Source organism: Paracidovorax wautersii, from assembly GCF_900113035.1.
Classification (GTDB): Bacteria; Pseudomonadota; Gammaproteobacteria; order Burkholderiales; family Burkholderiaceae_C; genus Paracidovorax; species Paracidovorax wautersii.
The window spans coordinates 72,940-89,781 of record NZ_FONX01000017.1; the positions used below are offsets into that span (position 1 = coordinate 72,940).

The 16,842-nt window shown below is 70.0% G+C and carries 14 protein-coding genes; 5 read left to right on the plus strand and 9 right to left on the minus strand.

Annotation, left to right across the window (positions count from 1 at the left end; all coding sequences use genetic code 11):
• Window positions 1–4: 4 nt before the first annotated feature.
• From BM070_RS20265 to BM070_RS20280, 4 genes are all read right to left on the minus strand, one after another.
• Complete coding sequence (locus tag BM070_RS20265) at window positions 5–259, minus strand: acyl-CoA-binding protein (protein ID WP_092941294.1); 255 nt, start codon at window positions 257–259, stop codon at window positions 5–7.
• Between the two features lie 65 nt (window positions 260–324).
• Entirely contained in the window at window positions 325–1,947 is a 1,623-nt protein-coding gene (locus BM070_RS20270; RefSeq protein ID WP_139222895.1) for a methyl-accepting chemotaxis protein, read from the minus strand.
• A 266-nt stretch (window positions 1,948–2,213) separates the two neighbouring features.
• Window positions 2,214–3,434 (minus strand): M20 aminoacylase family protein, encoded by a 1,221-nt coding sequence (locus BM070_RS20275; protein WP_092941299.1) that lies wholly within the window; start codon window positions 3,432–3,434, stop codon window positions 2,214–2,216.
• A gap of 146 nt (window positions 3,435–3,580) precedes the next feature.
• Window positions 3,581–4,723: an ABC transporter substrate-binding protein gene (locus tag BM070_RS20280; protein WP_092941301.1), complete on the minus strand. Its 1,143-nt coding sequence runs from the start codon at window positions 4,721–4,723 to the stop codon at window positions 3,581–3,583.
• Window positions 4,724–4,913: 190 nt separating this feature from the next.
• Here BM070_RS20280 and BM070_RS20285 point away from each other — a divergent pair, with 190 nt between their 5' ends.
• Window positions 4,914–6,986, plus strand: coding sequence for a molybdopterin-containing oxidoreductase family protein (locus BM070_RS20285; RefSeq protein WP_092941303.1), 2,073 nt, complete (start codon window positions 4,914–4,916; stop codon window positions 6,984–6,986).
• 120 nt (window positions 6,987–7,106) lie between these two features.
• On the opposite strand, the gene BM070_RS20290 is transcribed toward BM070_RS20285, so the two are convergent.
• The 4 genes from BM070_RS20290 to BM070_RS20305 all read right to left on the minus strand — a co-directional run bounded on the left by BM070_RS20290 (window position 7,107) and on the right by BM070_RS20305 (window position 10,530).
• Window positions 7,107–7,847: an SDR family oxidoreductase gene (locus BM070_RS20290; RefSeq protein ID WP_092941305.1), complete on the minus strand. Its 741-nt coding sequence runs from the start codon at window positions 7,845–7,847 to the stop codon at window positions 7,107–7,109.
• Window positions 7,844–8,818: a Bug family tripartite tricarboxylate transporter substrate binding protein gene (locus BM070_RS20295; protein WP_092941307.1), complete on the minus strand. Its 975-nt coding sequence runs from the start codon at window positions 8,816–8,818 to the stop codon at window positions 7,844–7,846. The genes BM070_RS20290 and BM070_RS20295 overlap by 4 nt, the downstream gene beginning before the upstream one ends.
• An 85-nt stretch (window positions 8,819–8,903) precedes the next feature.
• On the minus strand, window positions 8,904–9,674 hold the full coding sequence (locus BM070_RS20300; RefSeq protein ID WP_092941309.1) for an SDR family NAD(P)-dependent oxidoreductase: 771 nt from the start codon (window positions 9,672–9,674) through the stop codon (window positions 8,904–8,906).
• Between the two features lie 10 nt (window positions 9,675–9,684).
• Window positions 9,685–10,530: an ureidoglycolate lyase gene (locus BM070_RS20305; RefSeq protein ID WP_092941311.1), complete on the minus strand. Its 846-nt coding sequence runs from the start codon at window positions 10,528–10,530 to the stop codon at window positions 9,685–9,687.
• Window positions 10,531–10,623: 93 nt separating this feature from the next.
• On the opposite strand from BM070_RS20305, the gene BM070_RS20310 reads away from it, so the two are divergent.
• Window positions 10,624–11,574 (plus strand): LysR family transcriptional regulator, encoded by a 951-nt coding sequence (locus BM070_RS20310; RefSeq protein WP_092941313.1) that lies wholly within the window; start codon window positions 10,624–10,626, stop codon window positions 11,572–11,574.
• A gap of 26 nt (window positions 11,575–11,600) precedes the next feature.
• On the opposite strand, the gene BM070_RS20315 is transcribed toward BM070_RS20310, so the two are convergent.
• The gene (locus tag BM070_RS20315) at window positions 11,601–12,566 is read right to left on the minus strand and encodes a LysR substrate-binding domain-containing protein (protein ID WP_092941315.1); all 966 of its coding nucleotides are present in this window, start codon (window positions 12,564–12,566) and stop codon (window positions 11,601–11,603) included.
• A gap of 119 nt (window positions 12,567–12,685) precedes the next feature.
• On the opposite strand from BM070_RS20315, the gene BM070_RS20320 reads away from it, so the two are divergent.
• The 3 genes from BM070_RS20320 (at window position 12,686) to BM070_RS20330 (ending at window position 16,818) form a co-directional block, all read left to right on the plus strand.
• Window positions 12,686–13,714 carry a TRAP transporter substrate-binding protein gene (locus BM070_RS20320; protein ID WP_092941317.1) on the plus strand — a complete coding sequence of 343 codons (1,029 nt, stop codon included), beginning with the start codon at window positions 12,686–12,688 and terminating at the stop codon, window positions 13,712–13,714.
• A gap of 121 nt (window positions 13,715–13,835) precedes the next feature.
• A complete protein-coding gene (locus BM070_RS20325; RefSeq protein WP_092941319.1) occupies window positions 13,836–15,617 on the plus strand; it encodes an IlvD/Edd family dehydratase in 1,782 nt (593 codons plus the stop codon).
• Window positions 15,618–15,633: 16 nt separating this feature from the next.
• Entirely contained in the window at window positions 15,634–16,818 is a 1,185-nt protein-coding gene (locus BM070_RS20330) for a fumarylacetoacetate hydrolase family protein (RefSeq protein ID WP_092941321.1), read from the plus strand.
• The last annotated feature ends 24 nt before the right edge of the window (window positions 16,819–16,842 follow it).

Consider the following 16,842-nt stretch of genomic DNA (forward strand, 5'->3'; position numbering starts at 1 on the left):
GCGGTCAGCTCAGCGATTCGATCAGGTCGATGTATTGCTGGCGGGCGGCGTCGCCGCCCGTGCCCTTGAGCTTTTCCCAGGCGTCCCACTTGGCGCGGCCCACCACGTCGGTGAAGCTGGGCTTCTTCTCGGCGTTGTCGCCGGCCGTGGCCTGCTTGTAGAGCGCGTAGATCTTCAGCAGCGTCGGGTTGTCAGGGCGCTCGCTCAGGTTCTTGGACTGGGCGACGGCGGCCTCGAAGGCGGCGTTCAGGTCGGACATGCAACGGTCTCCGGGTGGTTTTGAAAAAAGGGCATGGTAAGGCAAGGCGCAACGCCCTGCCCCCTTCAGCCGGCCAGCCTGCGCGCCTGCGGGACAGGTGCCGCCGGCGCTGCCTGCAGCGCGCCGCCCTCTTCCCCCGCCAGCCGGAAGACCGCCGTGGCCTTGACCAGTTCGCGGGCCTGGGCACTCAGGCTGCTGGTGGCGGCGGCCATCTCCTCGACCAGCGCGGCGTTCTGCTGCGTGGCCTGGTCGATGTGGGTGATGGCCTCGCCGACCTGGTCCACGCCCGAGCTCTGCTCGGAGCTGGCTGCACTGATCTCGCCCATGAGGTCGGTCGCGCGGCGGATGGCGGCGACCACCTCGTGCATGGTCTGGCCGGCCTGGTCCACCAGCTGGCTGCCGGCATCCACGCGCTGGCCGCTGTCGGTGATGAGCTGGCGGATCTCGCGCGCCGCATCGGCGCTGCGCTGGGCCAGCACGCGCACTTCGGAGGCCACCACCGCGAAGCCGCGGCCCTGCTCGCCCGCGCGGGCCGCTTCCACGGCGGCGTTCAGCGCCAGGATGTTGGTCTGGAAGGCGATGCCGTCGATCACGCCGGTGATCTCGCCGATGCGGCGGCTCGAATCCTGGATGCCGCGCATGGTCTCCACCACCTGGGCGACCACGGCGCCGCCCTCCTCGGCCACGGCCGATGCGTTCTGCGCCAGCTCGTTGGCGCGGCGGGCGCTGTCGGCGTTCTGGCGCACGGTGGAGCCCAGCTCTTCCATCGACGCGGCCGTCTGCTCCAGCGCCGAGGCCTGCCGCTCGGTGCGCGCGGAAAGGTCGTGGTTGCCGGCGTCGATCTCGCCGCTGGCGCCCGACACGCTCTGCGCGCTGGCGCGCACCGTGCGCACCACCTGGGCCAGCTGGGCGCTCATGCGGGACATGGCGGCCATGATGCTGCTGCTGTCGCCCGGGCGCAGCGCGATCCGGGCCGAGAGGTCACCGCCTGCTACCGCGTCGGCCGCCCGGCGCAGCTGATCCGGGTCGCCCCCCAGCTGGCGCACCACCGACCGCAGGTAGGCGCCCAGCGCCAGCAGGCAGGCCGCCAGCACCAGCATGGCGGCCAGGGTGATCCCGCGGTTGGTGGCAGCCAGCCCCGTCACCTCGCTGATGCGGGCCGAGAGGCGCTCGCCCTGGCGGTCCTTTTCGGTGCCCAGCGGTGCCAGCAGGCGGTTGCGGGCGGGAATGGTCTGGTCCACCAGGAAGGCGAAGGCGTCGTCCTTGCGGCCATCGCGGATGAGCTGGATATTGCGCTCGCCCACGGCCCAGAACTCCTGCATCAGCGCAGGCAGGGGCGCATAGGCGCTGTGCCCTTCGGCGGAGATCATGCCGTCGCCGAAGGCCTGCAGCGTGCTCTGCAGCAGCTGGCGCTTTTCGCCGATGTCGGCCAGCGTGGCCTCCAGCTCCTGCGGGTTGCGCGAGAGGATGGCGTGCCGCAGCTGCAGCGACACCCGCGTGACGTTGAGCTCCAGAGCCGCGATGCGCTGCAGCTGCGGCACGTTGGTCGCCCGCACCAACTCGGCATCGCCGATGAGCCGGCCCATCATGATCCAGATGGCCACGGCCATCGAGGCCAGCAGCAGCAGGATGGCGCCGTTGGCAAGAAAAAGGCGGCGGGCGAGGGTGCTGGAGGGCGGTGCCGTCATCATGGTCTGAGTCCTCATCTTCAGAGTTGTCCGTTTGGGGCCAGGCCTGTCCATTCGGCACGGCTGCCGTTTCATTCTCAAGTGATCCCGCTCGGTGCACCACCGGGAAAAGTCACACAACCGACAAATTTCATTCCATCCAGTGGAATGTGGAATTCGAGAAGATCGCCGCCTACGGCACAACGGCCCGCCAACGAAAAAAAGGCGGCAGCGGCCCGCAAGCCGCTGCCGCCTTTCGGTCGGCGATGAAAGAGAAAGGAAATGCCTCAGGCCGCGGGCGCGGCGGCCGAGCGTGCCGCCAGCCAGTCCTGCGCCAGCCGCACCCAGTAGGTGGCGCCCAGCGGGATCAGGTCGTCGTTGAAGTCGTAGCTGGGGTTGTGCAGCGTGCAGGGGCCGCCGCCGTGGCCCATGGCGCGGTGGTCGCCGTCGCCGTTGGCGATGAAGCAATACGCGCCGGGCTTGGCCTGCAGCATGTAGGCGAAGTCTTCCGCGCCCATGGTGGGCTCCTGCGGAACGACGTTGGCCTCGCCCACGATGCCCTGCATGACCTTGCGGGCGAATTCCGCTTCGGCCGGCGAGTTGACGACGGGCGGGTAGTTGCGCACGAACTCGAATTCGCAGGTCGCGTCGTGCGCGGCGCAGGTGTGTTCGGCCACCTGCTGCATGCGGCGCTCGATCATGTCGAGCACCTCGATGCTGAAGGTGCGCACCGTGCCCTGCAGCTCGCAGCTGTCGGGCACCACGTTGGTGGCCTCGCCCGTGTGGACCATGGTGACCGAGATCACGCCCGCATCCACCGGCTTCTTGTTGCGGCTGATGATGTTCTGGAAGGCCAGCACCATCTGGCAGGCCACCGGCACCGGGTCGATGCCCATGTGCGGCATGGCGGCGTGGCTGCCCTTGCCGCGGACGACGATCTTGAATTCGTTGCTGGACGCCATCACCGGGCCGGGGCTCACGGCGAACTGGCCGGCCTTCATGCCGGGCCAGTTGTGCATGCCGAACACGGCCTGCATGGGGAACTGCTCGAACAGGCCGTCGTTGATCATCTCGCGCGCGCCGCCGCCGCCTTCTTCGGCCGGCTGGAAGATCAGATACACCGTGCCGTCGAAGTCGCGGTGCTGGGCGAGGTGCTGCGCCGCCGCCAGCAGCATGGCGGTGTGGCCGTCATGGCCGCAGGCGTGCATCTTGCCGGCGTGCTTGCTGGCGTGCGCGAAGGTGTTGAACTCGGTGATGGGCAGCGCGTCGATGTCCGCGCGCAGGCCGATGGCATGGCCCGAAGCCCCGCCGTCGCGCCCCTGGAGGATGCCGACCACGCCGGTCTTGCCCAGGCCCCGGTGGATGGGAATGCCCCACTCGGTGAGCTTGGCAGCCACCAGGTCGGCGGTGCGCACTTCTTCGAAGCAGAGTTCGGGGTGGGCGTGGATGTCGCGCCGCAGGGCGGCGATGGACGCGGCCTGCGCGACGATGGAGTCGATGACTTTCATGGGCAAAAGGGTTCCTTGGCTGGTCCGCGGAGTCTAGGCCCCCGCAGGACGGGCCGCCATGCGGGGTTATTCGGACGATGGAGATTCGGACGCGGCCAATGCAGCATGAATCGCGCCACGCTCGCGCCGGCGCGCACTGCAAGGCATCAGACCAGCACGCGCCCGTCGCCCGTCAGCATCGACATCTCGACGAAGCGCGAGCCCGCATGGCTGCTGGCGCTGAAGCTGAGCGGAAAGCCCGACACGCCCTGCGGCCCGATGGACTCCAGCGCGGTGACGACGCCCTCGCGCGTGGGCCGCTCGCCCGCGCGGCGCAGGCCTTCGCCGAACACCCGGGCGGCCAGATAGCCCTCCAGGCTGGAATAGTTGGCCTGCACCTGCCCGCCGCCCTTCTTGATGGCGTCGAGGAATTCGCGCGTGATCTGCTTGGTGGTCTGGTAGGGCGAGGGCATGACCTGCGAGACGACCACGCCGGCGCTTTCCTTGCCCAGCGCATCGGACAGCGCCTGCGTGCCGACGAAGGACAGGTTGTAGAAGTTGCCGCCGTAGCCGGCCTTGCGCGCCGCCCGCGTGAAGGCGGCGCTGGCCCCGTAGGTGCAGACCAGCACGATGGCCTCGGGCCGGGCCTCCACCAGGGTCCGCACGCCGGTCGCCACATCGACCGAATTGCGCTCCACCGTGGCACGGGCCACGGGCTCCAGGCGCTGCTCGGCCAGCGCGCGCACCATGCCGTCCAGCCCGGCGCGGCCGTAGCTGTCGTTCTGGTGCAGCACGGCGATGCGCGTGAGGCCCAGATGCGTGAGCTGGCGGGTGATGAGCGCGGTCTCGTCGTCGTACGAGGCGCGCACGTGGAACACCAGCCGGTTGAAGGGCTGGCGCAGCCCGCCGGCGCCGGTGAAGGGCGCAAAGAACGGCAGCCGCGCCTGCGTGGCGAGCGGCAGCGCGGCCAGGCTGGTGGGCGTGCCGATGTAGCCGAAGAGCGCGAACACATCGTCGGCGATGAACTGGCGGGTGTTGGCGACGCAGCGCTCGGGCTCGTAGCCGTCGTCGAGGCTGCGCAGCTCCACCGGCCGCCGCGGCCCTTGCGCGTTGTACTGGTCGAAGTAGAGCTTCGCCCCCTGCCGGAACTGCAGGCCCAGCTGCGCCGCCGGCCCGGACAGGGCACCCGACTGGCCCAGCACCAGCGGACCATCGCTCTGGGCCTGCACGCGGGCGAAACCGCCCAGCGCCGCAGCGCCGAGGCCAATTGAAAACTCTCTGCGCCCGATAGGCGTCTGGTTCTGCTTCATGGTGAAATGTCCCGATCCCGGTGAATCTGGCTGGGGCGCGGGAACGGCCTGTCGTGCAGGCCACCCCACCGCTCCCGATCGCAGCTCCTTGGCTCTCCTTCTTGTTCTTGGGTTGCGATCATCCCAGCAGCTTTCCTCCCCACCGGGCAGTTTAGCGACCGCCCACTACTTTTCTCTCCGGCCCAACGACATGACTACGCCGACGCCCGCCACCGCCCCTTCCGCCCCGCAGACCGTGCGCGGCGCCTGCCCGCACGACTGCCCCGACACCTGCGCGCTGCTGACCACCGTCGAGAACGGCATCGCCATCCGCGTGCAGGGCAACCCCGCGCACGGCCACACCGACGGCGTGCTATGCGCCAAGGTCTCCAAGTACGCCGAACGCACCCACCACCCGGAACGCCTGCTCACCCCCTTGAAGCGCAGCGGACCCAAGGGCAGCGGGCAGTTCACCCCCGTCGGCTGGGACGAGGCCCTGGACGACATCGCCCAGCGCCTGGCCGCCATCGCCGCACGCGACCCGCAGGCCATCCTGCCCTACAGCTACGCCGGCACCATGGGCCTGGTGCAGGGCGAGAGCGTGGACCGGCGCTTCTTCCACCGCCTGGGCGCATCGCTGCTGGGCCGCACCATCTGCGCCTCGGCCGGCAGCGAAGGGCTGAACCAGACGCTGGGCGGCAAGGTGGGCATGAAGGTCGAATGGTTCGCCGAATCGAAGCTGATCCTCATCTGGGGCAGCAACTCCATCGGCAGCAACCTGCATTTCTGGCGCTACGCGCAGCAGGCCAAGCGCGAAGGCGCCCGGCTGGTGTGCATCGACCCGCGCAAGAGCGAGACGGCCGACAAGTGCCACGAACACCTGCAGCTGCTGCCCGGCACCGACGCCGCCCTGGCGCTGGCGCTGATGCACGAACTCATCGCCAACGACTGGCTGGACCACGACTACATCGCCCGCCACACCCTGGGCTGGGAGGGCCTGCGCGAACGCGCCCTGCAGTGGCCGCCCGAGCGCGCCGCCGAAATCTGCGGCCTTCCCGTCGAGCAGATCCGCCGCCTGGCGCGCGACTACGGCACCACCGGGCCGGCCGCCATCCGCCTGAACTACGGCATGCAGCGCGCCCGCGGCGGCGGCAACGCCACCCGCGCCGTGGCCTGCCTGCCCGCGCTGGTGGGCGCCTGGCGGCACCGGGCGGGGGGCCTGCTCATGTCCAGCTCCGGCATGTTCCCCGTGCAGCGCGCCGCGCTGCAGCGGCCCGAACTGATGCCCGCAGGCCAGCCGCCGCGCACCGTGAACATGTCCACCATCGGCGACGACCTGCTGCGGCCCGCGTCCGACGCCTTCGGCCCGCGCATCGACGCCCTGGTGGTCTACAACAGCAACCCGGTGGCCGTGGCGCCAGAATCGGCCAAGGTGGTGGCGGGCTTCGCGCGCGAAGACCTCTTTACCGTGGTGCTCGAACACTTCCAGACCGACACCGCCGACTACGCCGACTACGTGCTGCCCGCCACCACGCAGCTGGAGCACTGGGACGTCCACGTCGCCTACGGCCACACCGACGTGCTGCTCAACCGCCCGGCCATCGCCCCCGTGGGCCAGGCCCGGCCCAACACGCAGGTCTTCCGCGACCTGGCCGCGCGCATGGGCTTCACCGACGCCTGCTTCGCCGACAGCGACGAAGACCTGTGCCGCCAGGCCTACGGCAGCCATGTGGACTTCCAGCAGCTGCTGGACGAGGGCTTCGCCAGCCTGCCCGTGCCCGATGCGCCCTATGCCGAAGGCGGCTTCCCCACGCCCTCGGGCCGCTGCGAATTCCACAGCGAACGCCTGGCCGCCCAGGGCCTGGACCCGCTGCCCGACCACCTGCCCAACCGCGAGCGGGCCGGCATGTCGGCCGAATACCCGCTGGCCATGATCTCGCCGCCGGCGCGCAACTTCCTCAACTCCACCTTCGTGAACGTCAAGAGCCTGCGCAACATCGAGACGCAGCCCGTGCTGGAGATCCACCCCGACGACGCCGCCCCGCGCGGCATCGCCGACGGCGGCCGGGTGCGCGTCTTCAACGCCCGCGGCAGCTACGAATGCCACGCCGCCGTGAACCACCGCGCGCGCCCCGGCGTGGTCAACGGCCTGGGCATCTGGTGGCGCAAGTTCGGCGTGGGCGGCACCAACGTGAACGAGCTGACCGGCCAGGCCCTGACCGACCTGGGCGCCGCACCCACGTTCTACGACTGCGTGGTGCAGGTGGAGGCGGTGCAGGCCTGATAACGGCTGACAAGGCCCGGCGAAGCGAGTCCGGCCAGGCCCCGCATCGAAGGCAGGACGGGTAACGCGGCAACGACGCCAGAAGGGTTTCGTTAGCCGCCCTCAGAACGTGTTCACGATCTAAATCGTGATCCCGCCGTCGATGCCGTAGTTCTGCCCCGTGACGAACGAAGACTCGTCGCTGGCGAGAAACACCACCAGCGGCGCGATCTCGTCGGCCGTGGCGAGGCGCCCCATGGGCTGGCGGGCCACGAACTGGCGGCGGGCCGCTTCGGCATCGCCCATGGCGGCGATGCGCCCGGCCAGCGAGGGCGTGTCCACCGTGCCGGGGGAGATGCTGTTGCAGCGGATGCCCGCGCCCACATAGTCCATCGCCACCGACTTGGTCAGCCCGATGACGGCCGCCTTGCTGGCGCCATAGACGCAGCGGTTGGGCAGCCCCTTCACCGAACTGGCGACGCTGGCCATGTTGACGATGCTGCCCGTGCCCCGCTGCAGCATGCGCGGCAGCGCGGCGCGGATGGTCCAGAACTGCGAGCGCACGTTGAGGTCCATGGCCTGCGCCCAGTCGTCGTCGCTGGCCTGCAGCACGGTGCCGGAATGCACCATGCCCGCGCAGTTGAACAGCACGTCGATGGCGTCGAGCCCGGCGAAGAAGGCATCAATCGCCGCGCGGTCGCAGACGTCGAGCACAGCGGTGCGGATGCCTGCCGAGCCCTCCAGCGAGGCCAGCGCGGCGGCGCTGATGTCGGTGGCCCAGACCTGGGCGCCTTCGCGCGCCATGGCGAGGGCCGTGGCCCGGCCGATGCCCTGGCCGGCGGCGGTGACCACGGCGGTCTTGCTTGCGAGCCGCCCGGTCATTTCTGCAGCCCCAGGCGGGGCACCAGCTGGGCGTAGAAGGCGCGGTCCTGGTCGATGACCTTCTGGAACGCGTCGGCATCGGCATAGGCCCAGCCCAGGTTGGCCTTGGCCAGCATGTCGCGGAACACCGGGTCGGCCGCGGCCTTGGCCGCCACGTCGCTGAGCGTGCGGACGATGTCGGGCGGCGTGGTCTTGGGCACGGCCAGGCCCCGCCAGACGCCGATGGAAAGGTCGATGCCGCGCTCCTTGAGCGTGGGCACCTGCTGGAAGAGGCCGCCCACGCGCTGGTCGGCCATCACGGCCAGCGTGCGCAGCTTGCCGGCGGCGACGTGCGGCGCCACCTCGCCCGGGCTGACCGCGATGGCATCCACATGCCCGCCCAGTAGCACGACGGCCGCCGGCGCCGCGCCCAGGAAGGGCACGTGGTTCACCGGCAGCGCCAGCTTCTCGGCGAAGGCCGCTGCCGCCATGTGCCAGATCGAGCCCATGCCCGCATTGGCGATGGACACCGGCTCCTTGCGCTTGCGCGCGTCGGCGATGAATTCCTCGATGTTCTGCCAGGGCGCATCCGCGCGCACCGTGATCGCGGCCGGGTCGGCATTGAGCCGCGCGATGGGCCGCACGTCGGCGGCGGTCTGCTTGGTGATCCCCAGGTTCGGGATGATGGTGATCTCGCAGATGATGATGCCGATCTTGTAGCCGTCGGGCCGGGCGTTGATCAGTTCGGCCGTGCCGATGGCGCCGCTGGCGCCGGGCTTGTTGACCACGATCATCGGCTGCTGCGGCAGGTATTTCTTGGCCGATTCCGCGAACGCCCGGCCCACGATGTCGGTGCCGCCGCCGGCCACCACGGGCACGATGAGCTCGATGGGTTTGGAGGGATAGTCGCTGGCGGCCCGCGCGAGCGAGGCCCCGCTGCCCAGTGCCGCAGCGCAGGCCGAGGCGATGATCTGGCGTCTGTTGAAGTGCATGACGTTGTCTCCGTTGTGAATTCTTTTTTTTCATTCCGTGCCGTGCCGAGCCGCGTGGCACGGCACCGCCGGCCGTACGCCGGTATCAGTAGGTGGCGCGCCCGCCCGAGAGGTCGAAGACCGCCCCGGTGGTGAAGGAGTTCTCCTCGCACACCAGCCAGGCCACCATCGCCGCGACCTCGTCCACCTCGACGAAGCGTGCGCGCGGGATCTTCGAGAGCATGTAGTCGATGTGCTGCTGCGACATCTGCTCGAAGATCCGCGTGCGCGCCGCCGCCGGCGTGATGGCGTTGACCGCCACGTTGCTCAGCGCGGTCTCCTTGCCCAGGCTCTTGGTCAGCGCGATCACGCCGGCCTTGGAGGCGCTGTAGGCCGAGGCGTTCGGGTTGCCCTCCTTGCCCGCGATGGAGGCGATGTTGACCACCCGGCCGTAGCCGCGCGCCGCCATGCCCGGCACGATGGCCTTGTTGACGTGGAAGGCGCCGTCCAGGTTGATCGACAGCACCTTGCGCCACTCGTCCAGCGGGTAGTCGCCCAGCGGCATGTTGGCGCCGGCGATGCCCGCGCTGTGCACCAGCATGGCGATGGGGCCGCAGTCGCGTTCGGTCTGCCGGACGGCGGCCTCGACCTGGGCGTAGTCGGTGATGTCCACCGTCACGCCGGCCACGGCGCCGCCCGCCGTGCCCGGGCCCACGCCAGCCAGGGCCTGCTGCGCGGCCGCGATGGCCTCGGCATCGCGATCCCAGAGGCAGACCCGGGCGTTGCCCGCCAGCAGGCGGCGCGCCACCGCCAGGCCGATGCCCTGCGCACCGCCGGTCACGACCGCCGTGCGGCCTGCATAGTCGTAATGGACCATGGCGCCGGCCTCAGGCGTCCACGGCCTTCTGGCGCTGCTCGCCCAGGCCCTCGATGCCCAGGCGCATGGTCTGGCCCGCGCGCAGAAAGACCGGCTCGGGCTTGACGCCCATGCCCACGCCGGGCGGCGTGCCGGTGGAAATCACGTCGCCGGGCTGCAGCGTCATGAAGCGGCTCAGGTAGGCGACGAGCTGCGGCACCTTGAAGATCATGGTGCGCGTGTTGCCGTTCTGGAAGCGCCGGCCGTCCACCTCCAGCCACAGATCGAGCGCATGCGGGTCGGGCACCTCGTCGGCCGTCACCAGCCAGGGGCCCGTGGGGCCGAAGGTGTCGCAGCCCTTGCCCTTGTCCCAGGTGCCGCCGCGTTCGAGCTGGTAGCTGCGCTCGGAGACGTCGTTGATCACGCAGTAGCCCGCCACGTGGCGCATGGCGTCGGCCTCGTCCACGTAGCTCGCGGTGCTGCCGATGACCACGCCCAGCTCGACCTCCCAGTCGGTCTTCTCCGAGCCGCGCGGGATCTTCACATCGTCGTTGGGTCCGACCACGGCCGAGGTCCACTTGTTGAAGACGATGGGCTCGGCGGGAATCGGCATGTTGGATTCGGCCGCGTGGTCGGCGTAGTTCAGGCCGATGCAGACGAACTTGCCGATGGCGCCCACGCAGGCGCCGATGCGCGGCGTGCCGGGCACGGCGGGCAGCGTGGCCGGATCGATGGCGCGCAGGCGGGCCAGCGAATCGGGCGAGAGGGCCGCGCCATCGATGTCGGCCACATGGGCCGAAAGGTCGCGCAGCGTGCCGGCGGCGTCGAGCAGGCCGGGCTTTTCCTGGCCCAGGGGGCCGTAACGTAGCAGTTTCATGAAGAGTTCTCCTTGCGGGGCGGATTCTGGACAGCGCCAAGCATGCTGCATAGTGAGAGCTATGCATGAGGTAATAGCTTTCAGGAATCACCGATGATCCCGAGCCTGTCTTCGATCACGTCGCGCCTGCGGTTCCGCCAGCTCAACCTGCTGGTGGCGCTGGAGGAATGCGGCAGCCTGCACCGCGCGGCCGAGCGGCTGGGCATGACCCAGCCCGGCCTCACCAAGGCGCTGCGCGAGGTGGAATCCACCTTCGGCACCGAGCTCTTCGTGCGGACCCAGCAGGGCGTGAAGCCCAACGAACTGGGCCAGTGCCTGATCCGCCATGCCCGGCTGGTGGATGCCGACCTGGAGCACCTGCGCGAAGAGATGAACGGCGTGCTGCGCGGCAGCGGCGGCCGGGTGGCGGTGGGCGCCATCACCGGCGCGCTGCATTCGGTGCTGGTGAGCGCCGTGTCCGAGCTGCGCCGCCTGCAGCCCGCGCTCTCGGTCGAGATCCGGGAAAGCACCAGCCTCGAGCTGCTCAACGCGGTCAACGAAGGCCGGCTCGATCTGGCCATCGGCCGCACCACCGTATCGAGCAACGGGGAGCAGTTCGACTACGAAGAGCTGATGGACGAGTCGGTCGCCGTGGCCGTGGGCCCGCAGCACGCGCTGGCGAAGTCGCGGCGTGTGACGCTCGCGCAGCTGGCCCGCTACCGCTGGGTCTTCTACCCGGGCAACATGCCGCTGCGCAAGCTGCTGGAGCGCGAATTCCGCGAGGCCGGGCTGGTCCTGCCGCCGTATCCGATCGAGACTTCTTCCTCGCTGGCCACCATGCTGATGCTCAAGGAAGACCCGCATCTGGTCGCGCTGATGTCGTCGGCGACGATGGACTTCTGCGAAGAGCACGGCATCGCGCGGCGGCTGCCGCTCGCCATCGGTTCGCGCCACGAGGCTTTCGGCATCGTGACCCGGCGCGGCGCGCGCCTCACGCCCGCGGCGGCGATGCTGGTGGAGTGCCTGCGGCGGGCCGCCGGCCAGCCGGCGCGGGAAGACGGCTGAAATGAAACCCCCGGCCCGGCCGCCGCTCACCCCTGGCGCGGCGCGGGCACCACGCGGCCGCCCGCCACATCGCGCAGCACCGCCATGAAGGCCTGGGCGGCCGGCGTGGGCGTCTCGCCCACGCGCACCAGCATGCCGTAGTCGGGCATCGCCCGGGGCACGTCCACGTGGATTTGCGCGAGCAGCCCCTGGGCGACGTACTTGTCCGCCAGCGCGCTGGGCTGCAGCGAGAGCATGTCGGTGGCGCGCAGCGATTCCAGCGCGAAGAGGAAGGACTGCGTCTCCATCACGCCCGAAGTCGGCGTCATGCCGATGGCACGGAAGATGTCGTCGGACACCTTGCGCAGCGCCGTCGATTCCGGGTAGAGCAGCCACGGCCAGTGCGCCAGGCGGCCGGCCTCCAGCCCCTGGATGCCGCGCAGCGGGTGGTGCGGGCCACCCACCACCTGCAGCGTCTCGCCCGAGAGGCGCTCGTACTGGAACTGCGCCTGCTGCGCCTCGTCGGTGAAGCGGCCGATCATCAGATCGATCTTGCGCTCGCCCAGCCAGGCGATGAGCTGGTCGCTGCTCTGCTCGCGCACCTTGAGCACCAGCAGCGGCCGGCGGCGCTGCATCTCGGCGATGGCAGTGGTCAGCAGGCGCGCCGCCGACCCGGAGATGGCGCCGATGGCGAGCTGGCCATGGCCGCCCTGCTTGAGCGCGTTGAACTCGTCCACGAACCGGGCCTGGCCGGCCAGCGCGGAAGCGGCGTAGCCCAGGGCGAATAGGCCCAGCTCGGTCGGGCGCATCTCGCGCGGCAGGCGCTCGAAGAGGCGCGCGTCGAAGATCTCCTCCAGGTCCAGCAGGATCTTGGTGGCGGCCGGCTGGGTCACGTGCATCTGCTCGGCGGTGAGCCGCAGGTTGCGGGTGCGCCCGAGGATGTCGAGGAACTGCAGGTGCCTGGCGCGCAGCCGGCTGCAGGCGGTGGCGATAGATAAGGGTTTTCCCGTCATTTTGGGACGCCCGATAACTGAATGGAATGACCCGTCCAAAAACACTGATTGGACGGCGTATGCGGTGGCCCGTAGTCTGCACCTTCGAAGCATCAGAAGACATACACAGGAGACACGACATGGGATTGCACGCAGGCAACAGCAGCATCATCAAGACCTTCGCGCTGGCCACCGCCCTGGCGGCCCTGATGGCAGCACCGGCCCAGGCGCAGGTGCGCGAGCGCAACTTCAAGATCGGTACCGGCATCACCGACGACCATCCGCAGGCCCAGGCCTCGCGGCACTTCGCCGAGGTGCTTTCCGCCAAGAGCGGCGGGAAGATGCGCGCCAAGCTCTTCGCCAACGGCACGCTGGGCAACGACGTGACCATGATCTCGGCGCTGCGCGGCGGCACGCTGGAGATGACGGTGCCCGACAGCTCCACCCTGGTGCCGGTGGTCAAGGACTTCGGCGTGCTGAACCTGCCGCTGACCTTCAACAACGAGCAGGAGGCCGACGCGGTGCTCGACAGCGCCTTCGGCAAGAAGCTGCTGGCCAAGCTGCCCGAGAAGGGCCTGATCGGCCTGGGCTACTGGGAGAACGGCTTCCGCCAGATCACCAACTCGCGCCGCCCCATCCACAAGGCCGAAGACCTGGCCGGCCTGAAGATCCGCGTGATCCAGAACCAGCTGTTCATCGACAGCTTCAACGCGCTCGGCGCCAACGCCACGCCCATGCCCTTCACCGAGCTCTATTCCGCGATGGAGCAGAAGGCGGTGGACGGCCAGGAGAACCCGAACGCGACCATCCTGACCAGCAAGTTCTACGAGGTGCAGAAGAATCTGGTGCTGTCGCGCCACATCTACAGCACCTGGGTGTTCCTGATGTCCAGGAAGACCTGGGACACGCTCTCGCCCGAGGAGCAGAAGATCGTCCAGGAAGCCGCGAACGAGGCCACGGCCTTCGAGCGCAAGGCGATCCGCGCGCTCAGCGACAAGGCGCTCGGCGAGCTGAAGAAGCTCGGCATGCAGGTGACCGAGCTGCCCGCCGCGGAGCAGGCGAAGCTGCGCGACAAGCTGCAGCCCGTGGTGGCCAAGTACAGCAAGGAATTCGGCGAGGACAGCACCCGCGAAATGATGGCCGAGCTGGAAAAAGCCCGCCGCAAGTGATCCCGAGGGCGTCCCTGGCGCCCCTGGCGCACCTCGTACCGCCACTGAGCCATGCCGCGCAGCCACCGGCGCCGGCAGGCATCCCCTGCCCTTTTCTCACCCCACCGCAACACAGAACGCCATGACGACACCCGAAGGCCGTCGCTTCCGCTCGCGCGACTGGTTCGCCGATCCGGCACGCTCCGACATGACCGCGCTCTATCTCGAACGCTTCATGAACTACGGGCTCACGCCCGAAGAGCTGCGCTCGGGCCGGCCGATCATCGGCATCGCCCAGACCGGCAGCGACCTCTCGCCCTGCAACCGCATCCACCTCGACCTGGCGCGCCGGGTGCGCGAGGGCATCCGCGACGCGGGCGGCATTCCGCTGGAATTCCCGGTCCATCCGATCTTCGAGAACTGCCGGCGCCCCTCCGCCGCGCTGGACCGCAACCTGGCCTACCTGGGGCTGGTGGAGATCCTCTACGGCTACCCCATCGACGCGGTGGTGCTGACCACCGGCTGCGACAAGACCACGCCGGCCGGCATCATGGCCGCCTCCACGGTGGATATCCCGGCCATCGTGCTCTCGGGCGGGCCGATGCTCGACGGCTGGCATGAGGGCGAACTGGTGGGCTCGGGCACCGTGATCTGGCGCAGCCGCCGCATGCTGGCGGCCGGCGAGATCGACGAGGAAGAATTCCTGCAGCGCGCCTGCGACAGCGCGCCCTCCGCCGGCCACTGCAACACCATGGGCACGGCCTCCACCATGAACGCGGTGGCCGAGGCGCTGGGCCTCTCGCTGCCCGGCTGCGCGGCCATTCCCGCGCCCTACCGCGAGCGCGGCCAGATGGCCTATGCCACCGGCCGGCGCATCGTCGAGATGGCGCACGAAGACCTGCGCCCCTCGCGCGTGCTCACCCGCGAGAGCTTTCTCAACGCGCTGGCGGTGGTCAGCTGCGCGGGCGGCTCCAGCAACGCGCAGGTACACATCCAGGCCATGGCGCGCCATGCCGGCGTCGAGCTGCATCCGCGCGACTGGACGGACCATGCCTACGACCTGCCCTTGCTGGTCAACATGCAGCCCGCGGGCAAGTACCTGGGCGAGCGCTTCTTCCGCGCCGGCGGCGTGCCGGCCGTGATGTGGGAGCTGCTGCAGGCCGGCCGCCTGCACGGCGGCTGCGCCAGCGTCACCGGCCGCAGCATCGCCGAGAACCTGCAGGGCCGCGAGTCCAAGGACCGCGAAGTGATCCGCCCCTTCGCCGAGCCGCTCATGGAGAAGGCCGGCTTCCTCGTGCTCTCGGGCAACCTGTTCGATTTCGGGATCATGAAGACCTCGGTGATCTCCGATGCCTTCCGCGCGCGCTACCTCTGCGAGCCCGGCAACGAGGGCGTTTTCGAGGCCCGGGCCATCGTCTTCGACGGCGCCGAGGACTACCACGCGCGCATCAACGACCCATCGCTCGCCATCGACGAGGACTGCATCCTGGTGATGCGCGGCGCCGGCCCGCTGGGCTGGCCCGGCTCCGCCGAGGTGGTCAACATGCAGCCGCCCGATGCGCTGATCCAGCGCGGCATCCGCGCGCTGCCGACGCTGGGCGACGGCCGGCAGTCGGGCACGGCCGACAGCCCCTCGATCCTCAACGCCTCGCCCGAGAGCGCGGCGGGCGGGGGCCTCAGCTGGCTGCAGACCGGCGACCGCGTCCGCATCGACCTGAACCAGGGCCGCTGCGACGCGCTGGTGCCCGAGGAAGAGATCGCCCGCCGCCGCCGCGAACTGCCTCCCCCGCCCGTGCCCGCCAGCCGCTCGCCCTGGGAAGCGCTCTACCGCGAAAAGACCGGCCAGCTGGCCGATGGCGCCACGCTGGACTTCGCACTGCAGTTCCGCCGCATCGCCGAACAGACGCCGCGCCACAACCACTGACCGAGGAAACGAACGCATGAACGACGATCGCACGGGCCTGCTGCCCGAAGACGGCCTGGCCGGCACGCTGGTGGCCCGGGTCTGGACGAGCGCCGCGCCCGCCGGCCCCGCCGTGGTGGTGCTGCGCCCCGAAGGCGTGTTCGACATCAGCCGCGCCTTTCCCACCATGAGCACCCTGCTGGACGCCGAGCGCCCCGCAGAGGCCGCACGCGCCGCTACCGGCGAGCGCCTGTGCGCGGTGGAGGAACTGCTGGACAACAGCCGGCCCGGCACCCGCGACCCCGCACACCCCTTCCTGCTCGCGCCCTGCGACCTGCAGGTGGTGAAGGCCGCCGGCGTGACCTTCGCGGCCAGCATGGTCGAGCGGGTGATCGAGGAGCAGGCCCGCGGCGACGCCTCGCGTGCGCAGGAGCTGCGCGGCAAGGTGCAGGCGCTGATCGGCGACAACCTCGCCGCCGTCCGCCCCGGCTCCGACAAGGCGATGGCCCTCAAGGCGCTGCTGCAGCAGCAGGGGCTGTGGTCGCAGTACCTGGAAGTGGGCATCGGCCCCGATGCCGAGGTCTTCACCAAGGCGCCGGTGCTGGCGTCCGTCGGCAGCGGCGAGGAGATCGGCATCCGCAGCGACTCGGCCTGGAACAACCCCGAGCCCGAGGTGGTGCTGGCCGTGAACGGCCGCGGAGACATCGTCGGCGCCACGCTGGGCAACGACGTCAACCTGCGCGACATCGAAGGCCGCAGCGCCCTGCTGCTGGGCAAGGCCAAGGACAACAACGCCTCCTGCGCCATCGGCCCGTTCATCCGCCTGTTCGACGGCAGCTTCGGCATGGACGACGTACGCCGCGAGACGGTGCATCTGGAGGTGCGCGGCACCGACGGCTTCGTGCTGCGCGGCATCAACACCATGGCCAGCATCAGCCGCGACCCGGAGGACATCGTCGCCCAGACCCTGGCCGCGCACCAGTACCCGGACGGCTTCATGCTGTTCCTGGGAACGCTGTTCGCGCCCATCGAAGACCGGGGCGAACCCGGCGGCGGCTTCACCCACAAGCTGGGCGACGAGGTGACCATCCGCAGCGCCCGGATCGGCGTGCTGCGCAACCGGGTGACGCACAGCGAGACCGCGCCGCCCTGGCGCTTCGGCCTGCGCGCCTTCATCGCCAACCTGGCCGCGCGCGGGCTGCTGGACGGCCGCAGCCTCTGACCCGAGGCTGGCCTCGCGCCGCCC